The organism is Chryseobacterium sp. Leaf180 (assembly GCF_001424585.1).
In the GTDB taxonomy this organism is placed as follows: Bacteria; Bacteroidota; Bacteroidia; order Flavobacteriales; family Weeksellaceae; genus Chryseobacterium.
In genome coordinates this window covers 251,443-271,806 of the sequence record NZ_LMPJ01000001.1, presented here as the reverse complement: position 1 = coordinate 271,806, position 20,364 = coordinate 251,443, and the positions used below count along the sequence as shown (strand labels likewise).

The window sequence follows — 20,364 nt, the reverse complement described above, 5'->3', positions numbered from 1 at the left end:
CCGATCTTCTTTTCTGTACATTAATAATTCTTTAAATTTGCAAGCTATGAGACCTGTTGGAAAATTAATCATCATCGGTGGCGCTGTGAATAAAGGCAGCTTCGCTGAAACAGAGTACGATCAAAATATCGAAAAAAATCTTAATTTTTTTGAAAGAGGTATTTTGCGTAAAATCATCACAGAATCTAAGCACAAAGAAGATTCTATCATCGAAGTCATCACTACGGCTTCACAGATTCCGCAAATTGTGGGTACAGAATATAAGAAAGCTTTTGAATTTTTGGGTGCTAAAAATGTCAATGTTCTTGATATTCACAACCGCGATGAAGCCAATTCTGATGCCATTGTGGCACGTGCAAATGCGGCCGATGTCGTTATGTTTACTGGTGGAGATCAGCTCAGACTTACCTCTATTCTTGGCGGAACGCGTTTTCACGACACGATTCTTTTAAAATACCAAGAGCAGGATTTTATTTATTCCGGGACTTCTGCTGGTGCCGCAGCTGCGTCTGAAAACATGATTTATCAGGGAAGCAGTTCTGAAGCTTTGCTGAAAGGTGAAATCAAAACTACGCAAGGTCTTGGACTCATCGATAATGTAATTATCGATACGCACTTTGTACAGCGCGGAAGAATTGGTAGACTTTTTCAGGCAGTTGTAAGCAATCCCCGAACTTTAGGAATTGGCTTGGGTGAAGATACAGGACTATTCATTCACAACGAAATTATGACCGCGGTAGGTTCCGGTCTTGTAATTATTGTCGACGGAAGATTTATAAAAGACACCAATCTTACCAATATTAATCTTGGTGAACCGATTTCTATTGATAATCTGACGGTTCATGTGATGTCAATGAATGATCATTACGATCTTCAGAGCCGAAAACTGACCATCGAAAACTCACAGTTTAACCCAATTCCACAAGAATAATTTTTTACACCAAATCAAACTATGAAAATTATCATTCACGGCGGTTTTTTCTCAGAAAGTGACCAAAATAAAGAAACTAAAGTTGCGAAACAGGAAGCTTTAAAAGAAATTATCGAAAAATCTTTTTCATTTTTAAATGAGAATTCAGCTTTTGACACTGTTGCTTACGCCGTTTCTTTACTGGAAGACAATCCTTTATTTAATGCAGGAATCGGTTCACAAATTCAAAGCGATGGTGTTATCCGAATGAGCGCAGCGATTATGGATGGCGAAAGTCTGAAAATGAGTGGCGTAATTAATATTGAAAATGTTAAAAATCCAATTATGGTTGCTAAAAACCTGATTGGGGAAGACGACCGGGTTTTAGGCGGAATCGGTGCTAAAAGATATGCTGACGAAAATGGTTTCGAAGATTTTTCAACTGAAATTCCGCAGCGAAGAGCTGAGTACGAGGAAAAATTGAAAACCGGCGGAAAAGGAACAGTAGGTTGCGTGGCTTTAGATTCTTCCGGAAGACTTGCTGTCGCTACTTCTACAGGCGGAAAAGGTTTTGAAATCCCCGGAAGAATTTCCGATTCTGCGACTGTCGCCGGAAATTTTGCGAATGAATTTTGTGCGGTAAGCTGCACCGGCGTTGGGGAAGATATTGTAACAAACGCTACGTCTGCAAAAATTGTGACGCGCGTCACAGACGGACTTTCCATTGAATCTGCATTTGAAAAAACTTTTAGCGAAATTAAAAAAAACGACGGTTTTGTAGGCGCAATCGGAATTGATAACCGAGGAAATATTTTCCATCAGGATTCCTATCCGACAATGGTTTACGCTTTACATGATGGCGACAAAACGGAACTATTCAAATAAAAATTTAACAATTTTTATCATATCTTCTAATTTTTCTGGCACGTATTTTACATAGTTAGAGTTATAATAATTTAATTCAACTTTTAAAAATCAGAAATCATGGGAAATAAGACAAATGGTATTTTAGCCTTATTAGGAATCGGAGCTTTAGCGTATTACAGATACAAAAAATCGACTCCGGAAGAAAAACAGGCAGTGAAAGATAAGATCAATACTGCAAAAGATAACCTGAATAAATGGAGCGGAGATTTGAAAAATAAGGCAAATGATTTTTCTTCTCAGGCACAAAACAAATTTGAAGAAGCGAAGTCTAAAGTGGAAGAATCTGCTTCAGGTATCTAAGCTAATCAGAATAAAAAAAAAGTCATCGGTTACGATGACTTTTTTGCTTTCAGGGGATACACCATTGGCATCTTGTCACCAAATTTTTTAATACGCCACTTCCCTTTTTCAAATTCTTCAATTTCATTAAAGCAGGAATACGGCGAATAATTAAATTCCTGAAAATTTTGCAGAATTAGATTTTTATCTAAAAGACTTTGCAAAACCTCGGAAAGTGGATGATTCCATGTGACATAAGTTTCATAAATTTCTGCTTTCCGATCAGCATAGGTTCCGTTTTCTGTTTCAGAAATTTCTTCATCATTGAAATATGAATATTTTATATCTTTAAAATCATCATCATACATCTAGACAAAAGGATGAAATTCTGCCATCACAAAAATTCCCTTCGGTTTCAGAAAATGACTTACAACTTCTGCCCAACGATCTAGGTCCGGAAGCCAGCCAATTGTACCGTAACTGGTAAAAACAATATCAAATTTTTCGTCTAAAACATTTGGCAGTTCGTAAATATCTGAACAGATAAATTTCGCTTCTACTCCGCATTTTTGAGCAAGGTCATTGGCTGCATCAATAGCTTTATCTGAAAGATCAACGCCTGTCGCATCAGCTCACATTCGTGAAAACGAAATTGTGTCCTGCCCAAAATGACACTGCAGATGCAAAACTTTTTTTCCCTTTACATCACCTAAAAGGTCAAGTTCAATCGAGTTCAGCGAATTTTTGCCTTTAATAAAATCTTCCACCGCATAAAATTCTGACTGCAAATGCGGTTCTACTTTTGAATTCCAGGCTTTTTTGTTTATTTCAATATAGTTTTTCATCGCAGTATTTTTTAGATTTTACACTGATTGTAGATTTAAAAACTCTTGCACAGAAACTGTTTTTTGTTCTCCAGCTTTAAGATTTTTCAATGTTACTGTTCCGTTTTTCAATTCTTCTTCACCCAGAAAAACTAGGTTTTGAATTCCTTTTTTCTCTGCATAGGTAAACTGCTTATTGATTTTTGCATTTTCAGGAAAAAGCTCAGCGGAAATTCCGTTCTGTCTTAATTTGGCAATTATTTTTAAAGCTTCAATCGTTTCATTTCCTCCAAAATTGGCAAACAGATAATCAACTTTTGAAGTGGCATCTTCAGGGAAAAGATTTAGCTCTTCCATTACTAAGTAAATTCTGTCAAGACCAAAAGAAATTCCGATTCCTGGAATATTTTTCACACCGAAAACTTCTGTGAGGTTATCATATCGTCCGCCGCCGCCAATTGATCCCATCTGCGCATCGTTTGCTTTAACTTCGAAAATCGCACCCGTGTAATAATCGAGTCCGCGTGCTAACGTGATATCAAAAACTAAATTTTTCGCATCAATTCCCAGATTTTGACAATTTGTAATGACAAATTCCAATTCTTCAACTCCTTTCGAACCGATTTCGTTTCCGGTGAATTTTTCCTTTAACTGATGAAGATTTTCCAGAGCGTCTGCGGACTGATTAAAAAGAAAATCAAGTTTATCAATCGATTCCTGCGCGATTTCTTTTTCTAAAAGTTCGTTTACAACGCCGTCTTTTCCAATTTTATCTAACTTGTCTAAAGCGACTGTAAAATCGATGAGTTTGTCGGTAATTCGTGCATATTCTGCAAGTCCGGAAAGTATTTTTCTGTTGTTTAAATGAATTGTAACTGCAACTTTTAATTCTGCAAAAGATTTTAAATACAGCTGAACAAGTTCAACTTCCTGCCATAGACTCTGGCTTCCCACAACATCAGCATCACACTGATAAAATTCTCTGAATCGGCCTTTCTGCGGTCGGTCTGCTCTCCAAACCGGCTGAATCTGATAACGTTTATAAGGAAAAGTAAGTTTGCCATGATTCATCGCGACAAATCTTGCAAAAGGAACTGTGAGATCGTAGCGAAGCGCTTTGTCGGTTAAATTTTCTGAGCTGAATGGTTTTTCTAAAGCCTTCTGAAAATCCTGAGTCATCGAAACTTTTTTTTCGTCTTTTGCTTCGTTGATACTTGAATTTAAAATTTTAAAGATCAAGCGGTCACCTTCTTCTCCGTATTTTCCGGTCAATGTTGAAAGATTTTCAAAACTTGGCGTTTCCAGAGGCTGAAACCCGAAAAGTTCAAAATTTTTCTGAAGAATATTGATAATGTATTTTCTGCGCGAAACTTCGTGTGAAGTAAAATCTCTGGTTCCTTTGGCTAAACTGGGCTTCATTGCTGTTTCTATTATTTTTAATCGCAGCAAAAATAATATTTAAATACGACCTAAACTAAAAAACCGAAGAATACAATTCTCCGGCCTCCTCATCATCACCTGTGTTTTCATTTTTTATACTGAATCCAAAATCAAAAGAATTTCTTCACCGTAGTTTTCTATTTTGTGTTTTCCAAAACCTTTTATATCGCACAATTCTTCTTTTTTCAGCGGTTTAAATTTCGCCACAGAGAAAAGTTCTTTGTTGGTTGCTATAAAATACGTCGGTAGATTCTGTTCCCGTGCTTTCTCTGAACGCCAGATTTTCAGTGCGTCTAAAATTTTAATTTCATTCTCTGTCAGAACTTCATCATCAGCAGAATATTTTGGAGTCTTAGAATCTTTTACTGTATTTTTAGAAACAGAATTTTTGATTTCGTTGTAATACATGAAAACTGACCATACTTTTTCGTCCGCTAAAAAAGCAGTCTCAACGTTGATAATGTCATGCTTATTTAGAAAATCATCAATACTTTTTTGATCTTCTTTCACCAAATCATCATCGATCCGCACTTTGAAAATTTTGATTTTCATTTTTGTGTTTTTAGATTAGATTAAATCATCAGAATTCTATTTGCTTCCTAATAAAAGCAGTTCATCCACACGAATCTCTGTGATATTTCTTTTTACTCCATCTTTATCATCGTACGATCTGTACGTAAGTTTTCCTTCAATCGCAATCTCTTTCCCTTTTGGCACATACTTCTGAAAAATCTCTGCTGTTTTTCCAAAGGCAATCAAATTGTGCCATTGCGTTTCTTCCACTTTTTCGCCTTTTGCATTTGTATAGTGATCATTTGTGGCCAGAGATACAGTACATTTTTGTGTTCCGCTTTCAAAGGTGATCATTTCTACTTCTTTTCCTGTAAACCCGATCAGGGTTACTTTGTTTCTTAGTGACATAATTTTAAATTTTAATTGTTTTACTTCTTAATCAAAGACGCTCACATTTCTCTTTGATTTCTGTAGCAAAGTTGCTGTCTGCGAATCATCAAAATCGGTAGTAAAACAATTAAATACATTTGTAGTCGTTTGCAAACGAATATTTTGTATATTTATTTATCATTAATTATTTGTGAAAAGAAATTTTAAGAGAACGTTACGCGTTTCAAAATACATCATTTACCGCGAAACTCTTGTAGACTACAGAGAGCATTTTTTCTCATTTCTCGGTGCATTTTTTGGCATCGGAATTATTGCATTTATTCAATCGCATTATCTTTTTGAAAACGAAAACATTTTTTTGATCGGTTCTTTCGGAGCTTCCAGCGTTTTAATTTATGGCGCGATCCAGAGTCCGCTCGCGCAACCGAGAAATCTAATTGGAGGACACGTAATTTCTGCTTTTGCAGGAGTTTTGGTAGCAACCCTTTTACCTGATATTATCTGGCTAAAAGCTCCGTTGGCAGTTTCATTAAGCATCGTTTTAATGCAAATCACAAAAACTTTACATCCGCCAGGCGGCGCAACTGCACTTATAGCGGTTACATCCTCCGGAAAAATCGCAGATTTGGGTTTTTGGTACATTCTCTCGCCAGTACTTTCGGGCTGTCTCATTTTATTGACTGTTGCTTTGATTTTTAATAATTTAACCAAAAACAGACAGTATCCGGCAAAATTTTTCTGGCGAAATAAAATTAGAGCAAGAAAGATTCACAAAATAAAAAGCTAAACCATGGAATGTCTGGAATGTGGCGACAAAATCATCGGAAGATCTGATAAAAAATTCTGTAACGACGCCTGCAGAAATGCTTTCAACAACAAGCAAAACAAAGATTCCAGTAATCTGATGCGCAACGTAAACAACAAACTGCGCCGCAATTATCGCATTCTTTCTGAGGTAAATACCGAAGGAAAAACGAAAATCTCAATAGCAAAACTTAGTGGCTTAGGTTTTGATTTTAATTTTCTCACGCAGATCAAAGTGTACAAAAACGGATCTGAATACCGGTTTATTTACGATCAAGGCTATAAAGTTTTAGATGCCGATTACGTTCTGCTGGTAAAAAACACAAATTCTTAAAATGAAAGAAACTATTCTCATCACTGGCGCGAACGGAAGCGTCGCCAAAAATCTATCAAAACTTCTTCAAAATGATTACGAAATACGTTTTCTGACAAGAACCAAAAAAAATGCAAACGAATTTGAGTGGAATATTGAAAAGAAAACCATCGATGTCGCTGCTTTAAAAAATGTATCTCACATCATCCACCTCGCCGGAGCCAATGTTGCCGAAAAAAAATGGACTGATGAGCGAAAAAAAGAAATCTTTACCAGCCGCATCGATTCCGCAAAGCTGATTCTTGATACTTTAAAGCAAAATAATTTTAAAATAAAATCGTTTATATCTGCATCGGCGTCAGGTATTTACGGCTCCTTCACATCTGAAAAGATTTTCGATGAAAGCGGACCTTATGGAAATGATTTTCTGGCAGAAGTCGTAAAAGCCTGGGAAGCTGCAGCAGATGATTTCAAAAAAGGAAATATCGCAGAGCGCGTCGTGAAAGTTCGCACGCCAATTGTGCTTGCAGAAGATGAAGGCGCTCTAAAAAAGATGTCAGTTCCTGTTAAGATGGGCTTTGGATCGCCGATCGGAAGCGGAAAACAGTACATGCCTTGGGTTCACATCAACGATCTCAGCAGAATGTATAAATTTGCCGTTGAAAGCGAGATTGACGGAGCATACAACGTGGCTTCACCGGAACACGTGAACAGCAAACAGTTTACAAAAGCGATTGCAAAGGTTTTGGATAAGCCTATGTTTATGCCGAATGTGCCAGCTTTTATGCTGAAATTAATTTTCGGCGAACTCTCCGTGGTTTTGCTGGAAGGCTCAAGAATTTCCTCCGAAAAACTGCAGAAAGAAGGTTTTAAGCTTGAGTTTCCAAACTTGGATTCTGCATTGCGCGATCTACTTTTAAAAAAGAATTAAAAATGAAAAAAACAATATACACTCTGGTTTTTCTGACGATTTTCTGCGTTTCTTTAAACGCTCAAAAGACAGAACCCATCTCAAAAAAAGATCAGCAGATTGCAACAGCCATTGCGAAAAATTATAAAAAGAAAAACTACAAAAAATTTGACGGCAAAATCGTTTTGCGTGATAATGTCCTGCAGTTTAACGATAAAAATATTTTTTTCGAAAACGGAGATCAGCTGACTTTGGACATTCTGCATCAGGGTTTGGTTTATCCGCAGTTGCTGACCGATTTTCAGATGGAAAAATTCATTGAAGAAACGACCGACCGTACGCAGAAAAGATTTTTGAAACTTCAGAAAGATCCACGTGCGGGTTTTGATGTGAATAATATTACAGCGAAGATTTCAGAACTGAAACTTCCAAATTCTAAAGATTCTATACGTCGGTATAAACTGGTAACGCGTAACAAAAGTTTTTCAAATTCTGTGACGTATTATTTTGAACTGGCGAACAGCAAAGCGACAAAAAATACAGTTTTATCAGATTTTCTAAAAGATGCAAAACTGACTTTTGTGATGCAGGAAAAAGTTTAAGGTTGAAAATCGCCGAACTTTTTAATGAAATCTGTGAGTTTAAGCAAATTGAGAAAAGCGAAAATTATCCGGATAAAAACATCAGAGATTTACTTAAACTTATTCAAGAAGAATTTAAAAATCATTTTTCTGGAGTTGAAGGTCAAGATTTGAAAGTCAGAATTCCAGGATATTTCGGACATCTTCCCAACGTTTTATATGTCTGTATTTTACCGGAAAGGCAAATGGTTTCGAACGGAATTTACGCAGCAATCTGCTTTGATGTGAAAGGTCGCGGCGCTTTGGTCGGCTGTGTCGGTTCGAAAAAAATTTCACAAAATATTAAAACTGTGATCAGAAAAACTAAAAATGCTTCTTTGAAAATAGATGTTGATGGTGCAAGCGAAGCCACGAAGTACAACAATAATTTTGTAAATCCTGCCGAATTTTTCTATCCTTTATCAGGTGAAAATAATCTTATTCAGCATTTAGAAGAATCTTTACAAATTGCTTTCTCCCTTCTAGATGAAAACTGAAAATCATAAAATTTCTTAATAATAAATTAATAATGAATATGTTATGGTTTTTCAGGATTTTAAACGTACTTTTGCGCCCGTAAAATATTAGTTATATGAAAAGAATTGGTGAACACAGAAAACTGCTGGGTGTAGATAAAACGGCAACGTTGAAGGATCTTAAAACCATCTACAGAAACGCCATGAAAGAAACACATCCTGATAAATTTATCGATGATGAGGAAGGGAAAAAAGAAGCGGAGATCAAGAGTAAATCAATTATTGAGGCGTATCATTTTTTGGTAAGCATCAACGGAGAAACTCAGGAAAAATATAAAGAAGAATACACAGAGACCATCACCAAATCGAATATTGCTGATTTTTATCTTGAAAAATCAATTTTAAAAGTACAGCATTTGAACGGAAATATGTACGAGTATATAGGCGTTCCGAGAAACACATATATCAAAATGGTAAACTCGGATTCTCCAAGCCGTTTTGCAAGAAGACATATCTACGGAAATTTCATCTACAGAAAATCCGGTGAGGTAATGGCAGATTAATTTTTGCTGAAACCTAAATAAAAAAAGCGCATTCTTTTCAGGATGCGCTTTTCTTTTATTTGATTTAAATTTAATTATGCTTCGGCGTGTAACCGTCTTCGCTTAATTCTTTATGTTTATAATCAGCGTGCATTTCTGCTTCGTAATCTATTTTTTCGCCTTTGTTCACTCGTCTGATTAATGAATCAAAAAGAGAATAAACAACAGGAACGATAATCAAAGTCAGGAATAATGACGAAGTCAAACCACCGATAATCACCCATGCAAGTCCGTTATTCATTTCTGCTCCGGCACCTTTTGCCAATGCAATCGGCAACATCCCAAAGATCATTGCAATCGTCGTCATCAAAATCGGACGGAGACGAGCGTGATTAGCCTGAATAAGAGCATCATGCGTAGTCGCACCGGCAGCTTTTCTCATATTTGCAAAATCGACAATCATAATCGCATTTTTCGCGACAAGACCAATAAGCATGATCATCCCCAGCATAGTGAAGATATTTAATGAATTTCCGGTGATCGCAAGAATGACCATAACACCGATCAATGCCAAAGGAATTGAAAATAAAACTACGAACGGATACACAAAACTGTCGTAAAGCGAAACCATCACGAGATATACGAGAACTATCGCTGCCAAAAGTGCAATTCCTAACGTTCCTGTTCCTTCACTTTGATTTTCGATATCACCGCCCCAAAGATAATTTACACCTGCAGGTTTCGTTTTTTCGTTGTCTAAAAACTGATCAGACCATTCTTTTGCCACGTCACCGGAAGGCCGACCGACAACTTTAGATAAAACCTTCACGGCAGCTGTTTTGTCTCTTCTCTGAAGCAAACTCGGGCCAGAACTCATATCTACATTTGCAAACTGGCTGAGACGGATCTGCTGCCCCTGCGCGTTTGTAAAAATCAGATTCCTTACGTCGTCGATTGATTTTCGGTCGTTGTCAGCAAATCTGATGTTAATATCATATTCGTATTCTCCCGCACGGAATTTACCGTCTGTATTTCCGTTAAAAGCAGTCTGCATCGTTTGGCCAAACTGTGAAAGATTTAAACCTAAAGCCGCCATTTTATCACGGTCAACATTCACACGCACTTCAGGATTTCCGGTGTCGGTCGAAAGCTCTGCATCCACAGATCCTGGAACTTTTTTAAGTAAAGCTAAAATTCTGTTCGCTTCTTTTGTAGCAGTTTCGTTATCCGGAGCCGTTACGGTCATTTCAATTGGCGCGTTATCGGCACCCATCAAACCAATCGGAGCGGTTTTAAATTCAACTCCCGTAAATTTCTTCTGAAGATCACGTTTAAACTTCGCGGCAATAATATCGGTACTTTCTGATCTTTCAGATTTGTCAACGAGTTTCACCTGAACTTCTGCCAGATAAACGGTCGCCTGAGAAGCTCCAAAACCTGATGACTGCTGACCAACGGTGGAAATCATATCAACCACATCTTTATCTGAACGCAGAAATTTTTCGACATTTAAAGTCACCTGATTCGTTTTTTCAATCGTTGCATCTTTGGGAAGTTCGATCTGAACTAAAAACTGCCCACGGTCCATTTTCGGGAAAAATTCTCCACCGATGAATCCGAATATTACTAATAAGAATGAAGATATAAGAACTAAAAACGTTACCAAAACCGTTGAAATTTTTCTCCATCTTGTTTTCAGACACCACTCTAAGATTCCGGTAATGTATTTTGTGAATTTATCCAGTTGCTTTTCAAACCAGAGAATAAATTTTTCGAATGGATTTTTCCCGGTTAAATGAACCAGTTTTCCAAATCTCGAAGAAAGCCAAGGAATAATCGTAAATGATGCAAGCAAGGAAAGCAAGGTTGCCATAACTACCGTCACACAAAACTGCGAAAGAATGTCTGAAACCAAACCTGAACTCATTGCAATGGGTAGGAAAACCACCACGATTACCAAGGTGATTGCCGTTACAGTAAAGCCAATCTCAGAAGCACCGTCGTAAGCCGCACGAATTCTGCTTTTTCCCATCTCCATGTGTCGGTACACGTTTTCGAGTACCACAATCGCGTCATCCACGAGAATCCCGACAACGAGCGAAAGCCCGAGTAAACTCATTAGGTTTAACGTATAACCCATCAGATACATTCCGATGAAAGTCGCCACTAATGAAACCGGAATGGAAACCATTACGATAAACGCATTTCGAATGTTGTGAAGAAATAAAAGCATCACAATTGCAACGAGAATCACCGCTAAAACAAGGTCAAAAATTACGTGATCAGCAGCTTCCAAAGTAAAATCTGTACTATCGTCTACGGTTTTAATTTCGATTCCCTGTACTTTGAAGTTTTCTTTTACCTGGGCCATGGTTTTCTGAACACTCTCAGAAACGGCAACCGCATTTGCATCAGACTGTTTTTTAACCTGAATTAAAATCGTCGGAATCTGATTAAATCTTGCCAGTTTTTCAACATCCTGTTGTGTATCCAAAACTGTTGCGATATCAGAAAGCCTTACCTGCGCACCATTTTTTGAGGAAATAACCAAATTATTCATTTCCTGCACCGAACCGTATTTCCCGGAAAGTCTGATGGTTGCTTTCGACGTTCTCGATTTTAAACTTCCCGTAGGAAAATCAAGGTTTGAAGAAAGAATCGCCTGCTGCACATCGCCAATCGACAAACCGTAACCTTGAAGTTTGGTTTCGTCGATATTTACCTGAATTTCTCTTTCCTGTCCGCCCACAAGATCAACCTGCGCTACTCCATTTACACGTGAAAAAATCGGCTCAATTTTCTTGTCTAAAAGATCATAAAGCTGCTTGCTGTTCAGTTTATTACTCGAAACACTCATCGTCATGATCGGAAGATCGTCTAATGAGAATTTATTAAGCGAAGGTGCTTCTGCATCATCAGGAAGTTCAGAAAGAACCGCATTTACTTTTCTCTGAGCATCATTTAACGCATAATTTACATCTGCCCCTGTATTCAGCTGGACCATAATCACTGAAAGACTTTCGTATGAGGATGATTCTACTTTTTTTACGTTTTCTAAGGCACCAACGGCATCTTCGATTTTTCTGGTCACTGAAGTTTCAACTTCACTCGGCGAAGCTCCCGGATAAATCGTGGAAATCGTTACTACATTCGTTTCAAATTTCGGAATGAGCTCGTAGCCCATCATCGAGTAACTTAAAATACCGCCCAGCGTAAGAATCGTAAAGAGTACGATGACCAGCGACGGTCTTTTTATTGATATTTCTGCTAACTTCATTTTTCTACTTTACGATATTGATTTTCGAACCATTATCAAGGTTGATCTGTCCGCTGGTAATCACCTGTTCGCCACCATTCAGACCACTTACGATCTGAACTTTGTCGCCATATACTTTTCCGGTTTTTACATTAATAAGTTTGGCAGTTCCGTTTTGAACAATAAATAACTGTGCAGAGCTTACGCCATTCACAAAAGCTTCTGCAGGAATTGTAAGCATATTCTGATTTTCGGCACCGTTATTTGTTTTAAATGTTGCAGTCGCGTACATTCCGGCTTTCAAATTTCCTTTGTTTACAACTTCAATTTCAACCGGGAAATTTAATGAAGCATCACTTTTCGGAGCGATAAATGTTATTCTACCCGAGATTGTATCGCCTTCCAAAGCATTTACAGTAATCGAAACATCCTGGCCAAGCTGAAGTCTTCCGATCTGGCTTTCATCTACCAAAACAGATAGTTTCAGCGTGTTAATATTTACAATTTCAAATAATGGCGTTCCCGGAGCGACAACAGTTCCCGGCTCTACCATTCTCTTATTAACCGTTCCGCTGATTCCTGCTCTGATGCTCGTATCATTTACACGAACTCCTTGAGCTCTGACAGCAGCCTGCGCGTTTTTCAGCTGAAGTCTTGAATTGTCAAGCTGCTGTTTTGTAACGCCACCGGTTTTAAAGGCATTTTCGTAACGCTGATTATCGATCACCGCATTTTGCAATGAGTTTCTGGCCTGCGTCACGTCAACTTCAATCGCATCTCTTTTGATAGTTGCTAAAGTCTGTCCCGCAGAAACACGCGAACCTTCTTTCACCAAAACATTGATCACGCGGCCGGCAATATCCGCCGACTGATTCATTTCCTGTTTGGGTATAAAAGTTCCGTTTGCGGTGTAATCTGTATTCACATTGGTACGCGAAGCCGTCACTACGTTTACGTTTATTTTGTCAACCTGCTGTGCTACTTCTTTCACTTCGGTTTCCTGTTTTTTCTTATTATCTATAATTTTGTACGCGGCCAAACCGACCAGCAAAGCAGCTACGATGATGTATATGATTGTTTTTTTCATTAGTCCTGATATTATTTTCTACAGTTTTTATTTTAAAATTGATGTTACTGATTTTGTAATGAGGGCAGTTCACCACGCGCTTTAAGGAGTTTTACTTCTGCCTGTTTATAGTCGAGAAGTGCAGTTGTATAATTCTGCTTGGCATTGGTAAGCGCATTTTCTGAGTCTAAAACTTCAGTAAGCGTCGCCAAACCATATTGATAGTTTGCCTGTGTATTTTTCTGCACTTTCTCGGCGAGCGTCACATTACTTTCCATGCTTTCGATGTTGATCAAAGCATTTTCCATGTTTGTAATGGCATTTTTGTATTCTAAACTCAAGCTCAGCTGCGTATTCTGAATATCCTGATCAAGATCCAGAATATCAATCTCTGCCTGCTGAATCTTAGATTTTGTAGATCCGCCAGTAAAAATCGGAATATTTACATTTAAGCCAATTGCCGAATAATCACTCCACAGAACGCCGTTGTTTAATCCGTTGGTAAGCGGAAATTTTGTTCCCTGCCCAGCCCAGCCGTAGTTTGCCTGCAATCCTACTGTCGGATACAAGTATGCCTCAGTCGCCTTCTTATTATACACGAGAAGTTCTCTGTTTTTTTCCAAAACTTTAACTTCGGTTCTTGCATTAAGGTTAACATTTCCGGCAATAAGTTCAGGTTTCGGCTGTATATTACGGTCTTCGAGCACTATTGGCGTTTCGATCGGAATTCCCATATAAAATTTAAGCGAATTTTTGGAAAGCTCAACCGCATTCACAATCTGCTGGCGGTTTGCGCTGATATTAGTCAGCTGCACATTGGTTCGGTCGAGATCGATGCCTTTTGCCAAACCGTTGTCAACCAGACTTTTTATCACGTCGCGCACTTTTTCGGTGTTTCCGTAGCTTACAGTCAGGGTTTTTAAATTTTCTTCCTGCACGTATACCTGATAATAGGCCGTCGCAACGTTTTCTATAATCTGCTCGTTGGTAAGCTGGGCATTGAGAACATAAAATTCACGGGTAGATTTTGCCGCCTTCAAACCGGTAAAAACACGCTGATCGAAGATCGCCTGATTTACGGTGACTACGGCCTGCGAAATCCACGGTTGTCCCAGCTGCGCACGGATTCTCTGTCCGCCAAACTCAAGAAGAGATTCCTGTATAACCGGATTGTACGTTAAACCCGCTGAAGCATTGATCTGCGGCAGCGCGTTGGCTCTCGCTTCTGCGATTTTGTACTCCGCTTTTTTGATCTGAAGAGCGGCTTTCTTGGCTTCCGCTTTATTTTCCAAAGCCAGTTTTATGGCTTCGTGAAGGGAGATCTGCTGCTGCGAAAAGGCAGAAGTCGATCCGAAAATCATGAATGCTGCGGCCAAACCTATTTTTAGCTTTTTTGCCGTCATGCGTTTTGTGTTCATATAAAAGTTTGATTATTTGTAAAATTTTGCGGGAAACCGTCTTGCAGACTGACGCCCGACTACTGAAAATACTTTAATTCTCAAATTATTTTTTGAAAAGCATATTGAGGATGATATCTTTTCTGTCAGAGATCAGCCGGTCAAATTCTTTATCATCGATCATCATATTTTCCATCAGAAGCGGACGTACCGCACTCGGGAAAATCAGCAGCGAAATCATATTGAAAATAAACTGCACAGGTTCCATTTTTTCAATATTCCCACTGTCCATTTCAGTCTGAATATCTTTAAGAATCTGTTCTTTCTGACTACGCTCGATCTCACTTTTATGGCAAATACCTTTATTGATTTGCGAAACGATATACGTTTCGAGATAAGGATATTGTAAACTGGTTGAAAGACTTCCTTCAATAAAAAGGCTGATTTTTTCTTTAAAAGGCAGATCAGAATTCATGATTATTTCAGATTTCTCTTTCTCAACGCGGTCGGCTTCATCGAAAATAATCTGTACAAGATTATCGCGAGATCTAAAATAATAATTGATCAAAGTTCTGTTAAGTCCCGCTGCATCGGCTATTTCTTGCGTAGTCGCATCAAATTTCCCCTGCACGAAGAACAGATTTTTTGCAGTTTCTTTGATAAGTTCCTGCGTCTGATCTTTTTTTTCCTGTTTTGACATTTTTGTTAAACAATTTTGTGCAAATATAAAGCGTATTTTATTTTTGACAAAATTGTTAAACAAAATAATTAAAAGATTTCATATGACATGCATCAGTTTCACATGAAAAAGAATTATTTAGCAGATAACTGGATGATTTTAATATATTTGCGCAAACTAAATACTGATGAAAAATTCTATATTCTTTTTGTTTCTTTTTTTCTCAACATTGTTATATTCACAGCAAAAACTTTCAGGACAGAATAATTTTCTTTTTTATGAAAACATAGGGCAAATAGTTGATCAGCAAGGAAAGGAAAACAAGAATGTAAAATATCTTTTTCATTCACCCGGTCTAAATGTTCAGCTTCGCAATCAGGGATTTTCATACGATGTCTATGAAATCAAGAAAGCTAAAAATCCTAATTTTAAAAAAGACACTGCAAATCAAATTCCTCAACCTCCAACATTTTCCGCAGACGAATTTCTTTATGAAAATCTTTTTCACAGGATAGACATTGAGCTAATAGGCTCTAATAAGAATTCAAAGATAATTGCTGAAGGAAAATCCAAAGATTTCGAAAATTATTATAATATTTCAGAAAAGCCTAAAGGAATAACAAATGTTCACCGATACCAAACAATTACTTATAAAAACATTTACAATAACATTGATCTGGTGTTTTTTAAACCACAAGACAGTCTGAAACCAATTGAATATAATTTCATTGTTAATCCTGGCGGAAAAATTTCAGATATAAAAATGAAATTTTCTGGCGCAGAAGTCAAAATAAAGGATAAGAAACTTTTAATGTCTGTGCGGTTTGGTGAGATGGAAGAAAGTATTCCGCACAGCTGGATTCAAGATAAGAGTTTCAAAAAAGATTTACAGGTGGAATTTAAAGATCTCGGAGACAATATTTTTGGTTTCAAATCACCTGTAAATACAGCAGATAAAAAAATAATTATAGATCCTGTCCCTACGAGGATTTGGGGAAGCTACGTTGGTGGGGCTGCCAATGATTATGGCAGGTTAAAAGCAGATATACAAAGCACGGTGTATACATATGGTTCTACATCTAGTGCTACAAATTTTGCTACGGCGGGAACTTATCAACAGAATGTTGCAGGTCAGACAGATGCATTTTTAATGAAAGTAACCAAATTTGGTCAAAAATTGTGGGGCACATATTATGGATTTAACTACACTGATTATTTCTCAGATGTTACTTTTGACGAAAATTTTAATATTTATGCTGGTGGGATTGTAGAAAGATCTTCATTCGGAAATAATTCAAATATAATTGTAGTAAGATTTGATAATAACGGTTTATTGCAATTTCAAAAGGAGTTTTTATCTTCCAGAAAGGAAGAGTTTCAAACAATCTCGTATAACGATGGTCATGTCTATTTAGGTGGAAATACTTCAAGCGAGGACTTTCCTACAGTTAATGCTATGCAGCCAACAAAGGCCACTGCATTAGGATTGACAGATGGTGTTTTAGCTTCTGTAAATGCATTGAATGGTAACGTAGATTGGGCTACTTATATCGGTTTTGCTGACGGCTCATCTGGTATTTATGAAATTTTTGATTCGTCAACAAATCTTCAGATTATTGGAGCAACTCGATCTGTTAACTTTCCTATGATTAATGCATTTCAACCGATTAAACTGGGATTAAACGACGGAATTTATCTTGTCATGCCGAAAACGGGCAATGGTTTTTTGCGCACAAGTTATTTCGGAAACGAAGGTCAGGAAAGAATCTTCAAAGCAAGAATTAATAATAACACTTTAATTTTAGGCGGTGAATATTCTACTTCAGCAGCATCTGTTAAGCCCGGAATCTGGAGGATAAATCTTTCCAACAATTCAATCTCAAAAACATATTTTAATTTTGATATGGATATTCAGCCTTTTGCGTATCCAGATACTTTTGGAAATGTTTTTTTCTGCGGATTACACAGTAATAGTAACGGTCAGGCAATAGTATCGACACCTGGAGCTTACCAGGAAACACCTACGGCTTATACAACTTCATTTTTAATTAAGATAAATCAAAACGATGTTAAAGAATGGGGGACATATTATCAAGGTAATGGCGCAACACAACTTGCTGAAGTCACAAAAGATGCCGAAAATTATATTTATATGACCGGACAATCAAGTGGTAACACTACAGGTATCGCTACTCCCGGGACTTTTCAGCAGACCATGGGCGGACAAAATGATATGTTTATCGCCAAGTTTCAGGATTGTACTTCATCAGGCACAGTTTCCTCAAATTCACCTGTCTGTATAAACTCAAATATACAACTCAATGCATCTGGTGGTTTAAATTACAGCTGGACTGGCCCGAATGGATTCACATCAAATCTACAAAATCCAATCATCTCTAATGTCTCATCAGCAAACGCAGGTCAGTATACTTGTTCTATTACAGGATCTGGCGCTTGCGATGGAAGTTTTACTTTAAATGTGATTGTAGGTGACAATATTGCTCCTGTTGCAAATATTACACAGCTGCCCGATGTTACAGGATACTGTTCTGCAACAGTCACCACCATTCCTACCGCGACCGATAATTGTGCTGGCCTGATAATGGCGACGACAGTTGATCCTCTATCCTACTTCATCCCCGGATCTTACACCATCCACTGGGTGTATAATGATGGAAATGGTAATACTTTGCAGCAAAATCAGACCGTTTTAATTTCTGCTGCGTCACTTCCAACGACAAACAGTTCAACGCAGACTTTTTGCAAAACCGATTTACCAACAGTTGCAAATCTTCAAATCGCCGGACAAAATATTAAAGTATATAATGCAGCAGGGATACTTCTGCCGCCTGCAACATTTTTGATCACCGGAAATTACTACGCAACACAAACAATAAACGGATGTGAGAGCACGCAGATTATTATTCAGGTTGTTGTAAATGAAACACCGCTGCCGACTGCGAACGCGACTCAGGATTTTTGTCAGTCAGCTAATCCAACTTTGGCTAATTTGGTAATAAACGGTACTGGAATTATTTTTTACAATGCGGCAGGAATTGTTTTACCACTTAATACACCTCTTGTAAATAATCAGACTTATTTTGCAAGTCAGACAGTGAATGGCTGCAAATCTGAAAAACTTCCGGTCTTGGTGACGCTTTCGCAAAATAATGTGCCTGCAGGAAATTACCGCGCCACATTCTGTAATACTACAGTCGGTAGTACAATGGTTGTGAATCTGAATTCTTATCAAAGCAATATCATCAATAATCCTTCAAATTACATATTCACCTTCACTGATCAAAATGGAAACGTGATTACTAATTCTTCCGCATTTACCATCAATACAGGGAGTAATATTATCAATGTAAAAGTAGCGACTGCTGACGGCTGTTTTAAAAATGTTATTCTGGAACTTGTCTTAAATCCAAAGCCGATTATAAACTTACCTGAAGATTTTTCTATCTGTAAAGGGAAAAATATTACTTTAGATGCCGGCACGGGTTTTACATCATATTTGTGGAGCAATGGTGCGGCTACACAGAGTATTTCGGTATCCATGGCTGGCACGTACACAGTTAAGGTTACGAATAGTTTTGGTTGCGAAAATACAGACAGTGTCACAATATCATACTTAGTTTTGGGCGAAATCGCATCCATAAATATCAATTCTTCAGCAGCAACAGTTCTGATGTCGGTTCCCGGAGATTACGAGTATTCTTTGGATAATAATACATGGCAAACATCAAATATTTTTCCGAATCTTTCCATGGGTCAGTACACCGTTTACGTGAGAACAAAACAGGGTTGTATCATCGGTGAAAGTGGATTTTCAATATTTAATATTCCAAATATGATATCGCCAAACAACGACGGCATCAATGACAAATGGCGCATTGCAGGTCTGGAAAACTATCCGGGAACTATTATTTATATAGTAGACAGAAAAGGCTTTACTGTTTTTAAGCAAACGACGACAAAAGCCGTTTTCCATTGGGATGGCGCATACAATAAGACACCGTTGGCAACAGGAAATTACTGGTATTCAATTAAAATTCCCGATGGCAGAATTTATACAGGTTGGTTACTGATCAAAAACAGAGAATAACAAAAAAGAGCAGAAATTATTTCTGCTCTTCTTAATTTATATTAAACCAACCGAATCTTATCTGCCATAATCTCTACAATTTTATCTTTATAAAGACCGCCGAGCGCTTTCTTGAAATTTTTCTTGCTCATCTGTAGAGCTTCCCTTATTTCTTCCGGTGAAGATTTGTCTGAAAGATGCAGCAGACCAAAGTTTTCTTCCAGCTTGGTTATAATTTTCTGTCTAAATTCGTCGATGTTCTCGAAACCTTCCGGCTGAAGCGAAACATCAATTTTCCCGTCCTCGCGAATCGCCTTGATGTACCCTTCTTCCTCAGACAGCGGATATACTTTTTTATAAACATCCGACGCGTAAATCAGGCCAATGTATTTCTTATTAATAACCACATTCCACCCCAGTTCGCTCTCGTTCATCATAATCAAATCCACCTTATCTCCTTTCTGGAAAGGCAAATCTTCATACTGCGGATTTCTCTTGAACTTTGTTGTTCCTGTAATTAACTCCAAATCATCATCAATGTATAAATATACCAGATAACGCTTTCCTTCGATGATTTTTGTCTTCTGCTGTTTATATGGAATAAAGAGATCTTTAATAATTCCCCAATCCATAAAAGCGCCGCTCGGAAGACTTTGAACGCAGGTCATTACCGCAAATTCTCCCACTTCAGCCAGCGGAATTTCTGTAGTTGCCTTCAGTTTATGATCATCCTGATATACGAAAACTTCCATTTCATCACCGATTTCCTTTTCATCGCGCACGAAAACTTTAGGCAAAAAAGCTTTTTCGCCGTTATCGGATTCAAGAATCCATCCTGAATTATTTTTTTCTGAAATCTTTAAAGTCTGCGTTTTTCCGGGTTGCATTTATGATATTTTAAGCGGCAAAGATAACAAATTTAAATCTTGAC

The 20,364-nt window shown here is 37.7% G+C and carries 18 protein-coding genes and 1 pseudogene; 10 read left to right on the top strand and 9 right to left on the bottom strand.

Annotated elements, in window-relative coordinates; all coding sequences use genetic code 11:
- Window positions 1–46 precede the first annotated feature (46 nt).
- The 3 genes from ASG01_RS01145 (at window position 47) to ASG01_RS01135 (ending at window position 2,137) form a co-directional block, all read left to right on the top strand.
- Window positions 47–931, top strand: a complete 885-nt coding sequence (locus ASG01_RS01145; protein ID WP_055858691.1) for a cyanophycinase — start codon at window positions 47–49, stop codon at window positions 929–931.
- Between the two features lie 21 nt (window positions 932–952).
- Complete coding sequence (locus ASG01_RS01140) at window positions 953–1,795, top strand: isoaspartyl peptidase/L-asparaginase (RefSeq protein ID WP_055858688.1); 843 nt, start codon at window positions 953–955, stop codon at window positions 1,793–1,795.
- A 99-nt stretch (window positions 1,796–1,894) separates the two neighbouring features.
- Window positions 1,895–2,137 (top strand): YtxH domain-containing protein, encoded by a 243-nt coding sequence (locus tag ASG01_RS01135; RefSeq protein ID WP_055858685.1) that lies wholly within the window; start codon window positions 1,895–1,897, stop codon window positions 2,135–2,137.
- A gap of 29 nt (window positions 2,138–2,166) precedes the next feature.
- On the opposite strand, the pseudogene ASG01_RS01130 reads toward ASG01_RS01135, so the two are convergent.
- The 4 genes and pseudogenes from ASG01_RS01130 to ASG01_RS01115 all read right to left on the bottom strand — a co-directional run bounded on the left by ASG01_RS01130 (window position 2,167) and on the right by ASG01_RS01115 (window position 5,301).
- Window positions 2,167–2,961, bottom strand: a pseudogene (locus ASG01_RS01130) (class I SAM-dependent methyltransferase).
- Window positions 2,962–2,979: 18 nt separating this feature from the next.
- Window positions 2,980–4,359 (bottom strand): histidine--tRNA ligase, encoded by a 1,380-nt coding sequence (gene hisS, locus ASG01_RS01125; protein ID WP_055858682.1) that lies wholly within the window; start codon window positions 4,357–4,359, stop codon window positions 2,980–2,982.
- 114 nt (window positions 4,360–4,473) lie between these two features.
- Entirely contained in the window at window positions 4,474–4,932 is a 459-nt protein-coding gene (locus tag ASG01_RS01120; RefSeq protein ID WP_055858680.1) for an HRDC domain-containing protein, read from the bottom strand.
- Between the two features lie 36 nt (window positions 4,933–4,968).
- On the bottom strand, window positions 4,969–5,301 hold the full coding sequence (locus ASG01_RS01115; RefSeq protein WP_055858677.1) for a single-stranded DNA-binding protein: 333 nt from the start codon (window positions 5,299–5,301) through the stop codon (window positions 4,969–4,971).
- 172 nt (window positions 5,302–5,473) lie between these two features.
- Here ASG01_RS01115 and ASG01_RS01110 point away from each other — a divergent pair, with 172 nt between their 5' ends.
- The 6 genes from ASG01_RS01110 (at window position 5,474) to ASG01_RS01085 (ending at window position 8,969) form a co-directional block, all read left to right on the top strand.
- Window positions 5,474–6,070 (top strand): HPP family protein, encoded by a 597-nt coding sequence (locus ASG01_RS01110; RefSeq protein WP_055858674.1) that lies wholly within the window; start codon window positions 5,474–5,476, stop codon window positions 6,068–6,070.
- 3 nt (window positions 6,071–6,073) lie between these two features.
- The gene (locus tag ASG01_RS01105; protein ID WP_055858671.1) at window positions 6,074–6,421 is read left to right on the top strand and encodes a hypothetical protein; all 348 of its coding nucleotides are present in this window, start codon (window positions 6,074–6,076) and stop codon (window positions 6,419–6,421) included.
- 1 nt (window position 6,422) lies between these two features.
- Window positions 6,423–7,331, top strand: a complete 909-nt coding sequence (locus ASG01_RS01100) for a TIGR01777 family oxidoreductase (protein WP_055858668.1) — start codon at window positions 6,423–6,425, stop codon at window positions 7,329–7,331.
- 2 nt (window positions 7,332–7,333) lie between these two features.
- Entirely contained in the window at window positions 7,334–7,912 is a 579-nt protein-coding gene (locus tag ASG01_RS01095; protein WP_055858666.1) for a hypothetical protein, read from the top strand.
- Between the two features lie 2 nt (window positions 7,913–7,914).
- Window positions 7,915–8,427, top strand: a complete 513-nt coding sequence (locus tag ASG01_RS01090; protein ID WP_055858662.1) for a hypothetical protein — start codon at window positions 7,915–7,917, stop codon at window positions 8,425–8,427.
- Window positions 8,428–8,522: 95 nt separating this feature from the next.
- The gene (locus ASG01_RS01085) at window positions 8,523–8,969 is read left to right on the top strand and encodes a KTSC domain-containing protein (protein WP_055858661.1); all 447 of its coding nucleotides are present in this window, start codon (window positions 8,523–8,525) and stop codon (window positions 8,967–8,969) included.
- 70 nt (window positions 8,970–9,039) lie between these two features.
- Here ASG01_RS01085 and ASG01_RS01080 read toward each other — a convergent pair whose 3' ends face one another.
- The 4 genes from ASG01_RS01080 to ASG01_RS01065 form a co-directional block, all read right to left on the bottom strand.
- The gene (locus tag ASG01_RS01080; protein WP_055858658.1) at window positions 9,040–12,225 is read right to left on the bottom strand and encodes an efflux RND transporter permease subunit; all 3,186 of its coding nucleotides are present in this window, start codon (window positions 12,223–12,225) and stop codon (window positions 9,040–9,042) included.
- 4 nt (window positions 12,226–12,229) lie between these two features.
- Entirely contained in the window at window positions 12,230–13,291 is a 1,062-nt protein-coding gene (locus ASG01_RS01075) for an efflux RND transporter periplasmic adaptor subunit (RefSeq protein ID WP_055858655.1), read from the bottom strand.
- A 44-nt stretch (window positions 13,292–13,335) separates the two neighbouring features.
- Window positions 13,336–14,688 (bottom strand): TolC family protein, encoded by a 1,353-nt coding sequence (locus tag ASG01_RS01070; RefSeq protein WP_055858652.1) that lies wholly within the window; start codon window positions 14,686–14,688, stop codon window positions 13,336–13,338.
- Between the two features lie 85 nt (window positions 14,689–14,773).
- Window positions 14,774–15,367 carry a TetR/AcrR family transcriptional regulator gene (locus ASG01_RS01065; protein WP_055858649.1) on the bottom strand — a complete coding sequence of 198 codons (594 nt, stop codon included), beginning with the start codon at window positions 15,365–15,367 and terminating at the stop codon, window positions 14,774–14,776.
- Between the two features lie 166 nt (window positions 15,368–15,533).
- Here ASG01_RS01065 and ASG01_RS01060 point away from each other — a divergent pair, with 166 nt between their 5' ends.
- A complete protein-coding gene (locus ASG01_RS01060; RefSeq protein WP_055858646.1) occupies window positions 15,534–19,454 on the top strand; it encodes a T9SS type B sorting domain-containing protein in 3,921 nt (1,306 codons plus the stop codon).
- 41 nt (window positions 19,455–19,495) lie between these two features.
- Here the strand turns inward: ASG01_RS01060 and ASG01_RS01055 are convergent, their stop codons facing one another.
- On the bottom strand, window positions 19,496–20,320 hold the full coding sequence (locus tag ASG01_RS01055; RefSeq protein ID WP_055858644.1) for a S1 RNA-binding domain-containing protein: 825 nt from the start codon (window positions 20,318–20,320) through the stop codon (window positions 19,496–19,498).
- Between the last annotated feature and the right edge of the window lie 44 nt (window positions 20,321–20,364).

Excerpts from the sequence above, each read along its gene's own strand:
- ASG01_RS01145 (WP_055858691.1), top strand. The coding sequence starts at position 47 with ATGAGACCTGTTGGAAAATTAATCATCATCGGTGGCGCTGTGAATAAA.
- ASG01_RS01140 (WP_055858688.1), top strand. The coding sequence starts at position 953 with ATGAAAATTATCATTCACGGCGGTTTTTTCTCAGAAAGTGACCAAAAT.
- ASG01_RS01135 (WP_055858685.1), top strand. The coding sequence starts at position 1,895 with ATGGGAAATAAGACAAATGGTATTTTAGCCTTATTAGGAATCGGAGCT.
- hisS (WP_055858682.1), bottom strand. The coding sequence starts at position 4,359 with ATGAAGCCCAGTTTAGCCAAAGGAACCAGAGATTTTACTTCACACGAA.
- ASG01_RS01120 (WP_055858680.1), bottom strand. The coding sequence starts at position 4,932 with ATGAAAATCAAAATTTTCAAAGTGCGGATCGATGATGATTTGGTGAAA.
- ASG01_RS01115 (WP_055858677.1), bottom strand. The coding sequence starts at position 5,301 with ATGTCACTAAGAAACAAAGTAACCCTGATCGGGTTTACAGGAAAAGAA.
- ASG01_RS01105 (WP_055858671.1), top strand. The coding sequence starts at position 6,074 with ATGGAATGTCTGGAATGTGGCGACAAAATCATCGGAAGATCTGATAAA.
- ASG01_RS01100 (WP_055858668.1), top strand. The coding sequence starts at position 6,423 with ATGAAAGAAACTATTCTCATCACTGGCGCGAACGGAAGCGTCGCCAAA.
- ASG01_RS01095 (WP_055858666.1), top strand. The coding sequence starts at position 7,334 with ATGAAAAAAACAATATACACTCTGGTTTTTCTGACGATTTTCTGCGTT.
- ASG01_RS01085 (WP_055858661.1), top strand. The coding sequence starts at position 8,523 with ATGAAAAGAATTGGTGAACACAGAAAACTGCTGGGTGTAGATAAAACG.
- ASG01_RS01080 (WP_055858658.1), bottom strand. The coding sequence starts at position 12,225 with ATGAAGTTAGCAGAAATATCAATAAAAAGACCGTCGCTGGTCATCGTA.
- ASG01_RS01075 (WP_055858655.1), bottom strand. The coding sequence starts at position 13,291 with ATGAAAAAAACAATCATATACATCATCGTAGCTGCTTTGCTGGTCGGT.
- ASG01_RS01070 (WP_055858652.1), bottom strand. The coding sequence starts at position 14,688 with ATGAACACAAAACGCATGACGGCAAAAAAGCTAAAAATAGGTTTGGCC.
- ASG01_RS01065 (WP_055858649.1), bottom strand. The coding sequence starts at position 15,367 with ATGTCAAAACAGGAAAAAAAAGATCAGACGCAGGAACTTATCAAAGAA.
- ASG01_RS01060 (WP_055858646.1), top strand. The coding sequence starts at position 15,534 with ATGAAAAATTCTATATTCTTTTTGTTTCTTTTTTTCTCAACATTGTTA.
- ASG01_RS01055 (WP_055858644.1), bottom strand. The coding sequence starts at position 20,320 with ATGCAACCCGGAAAAACGCAGACTTTAAAGATTTCAGAAAAAAATAAT.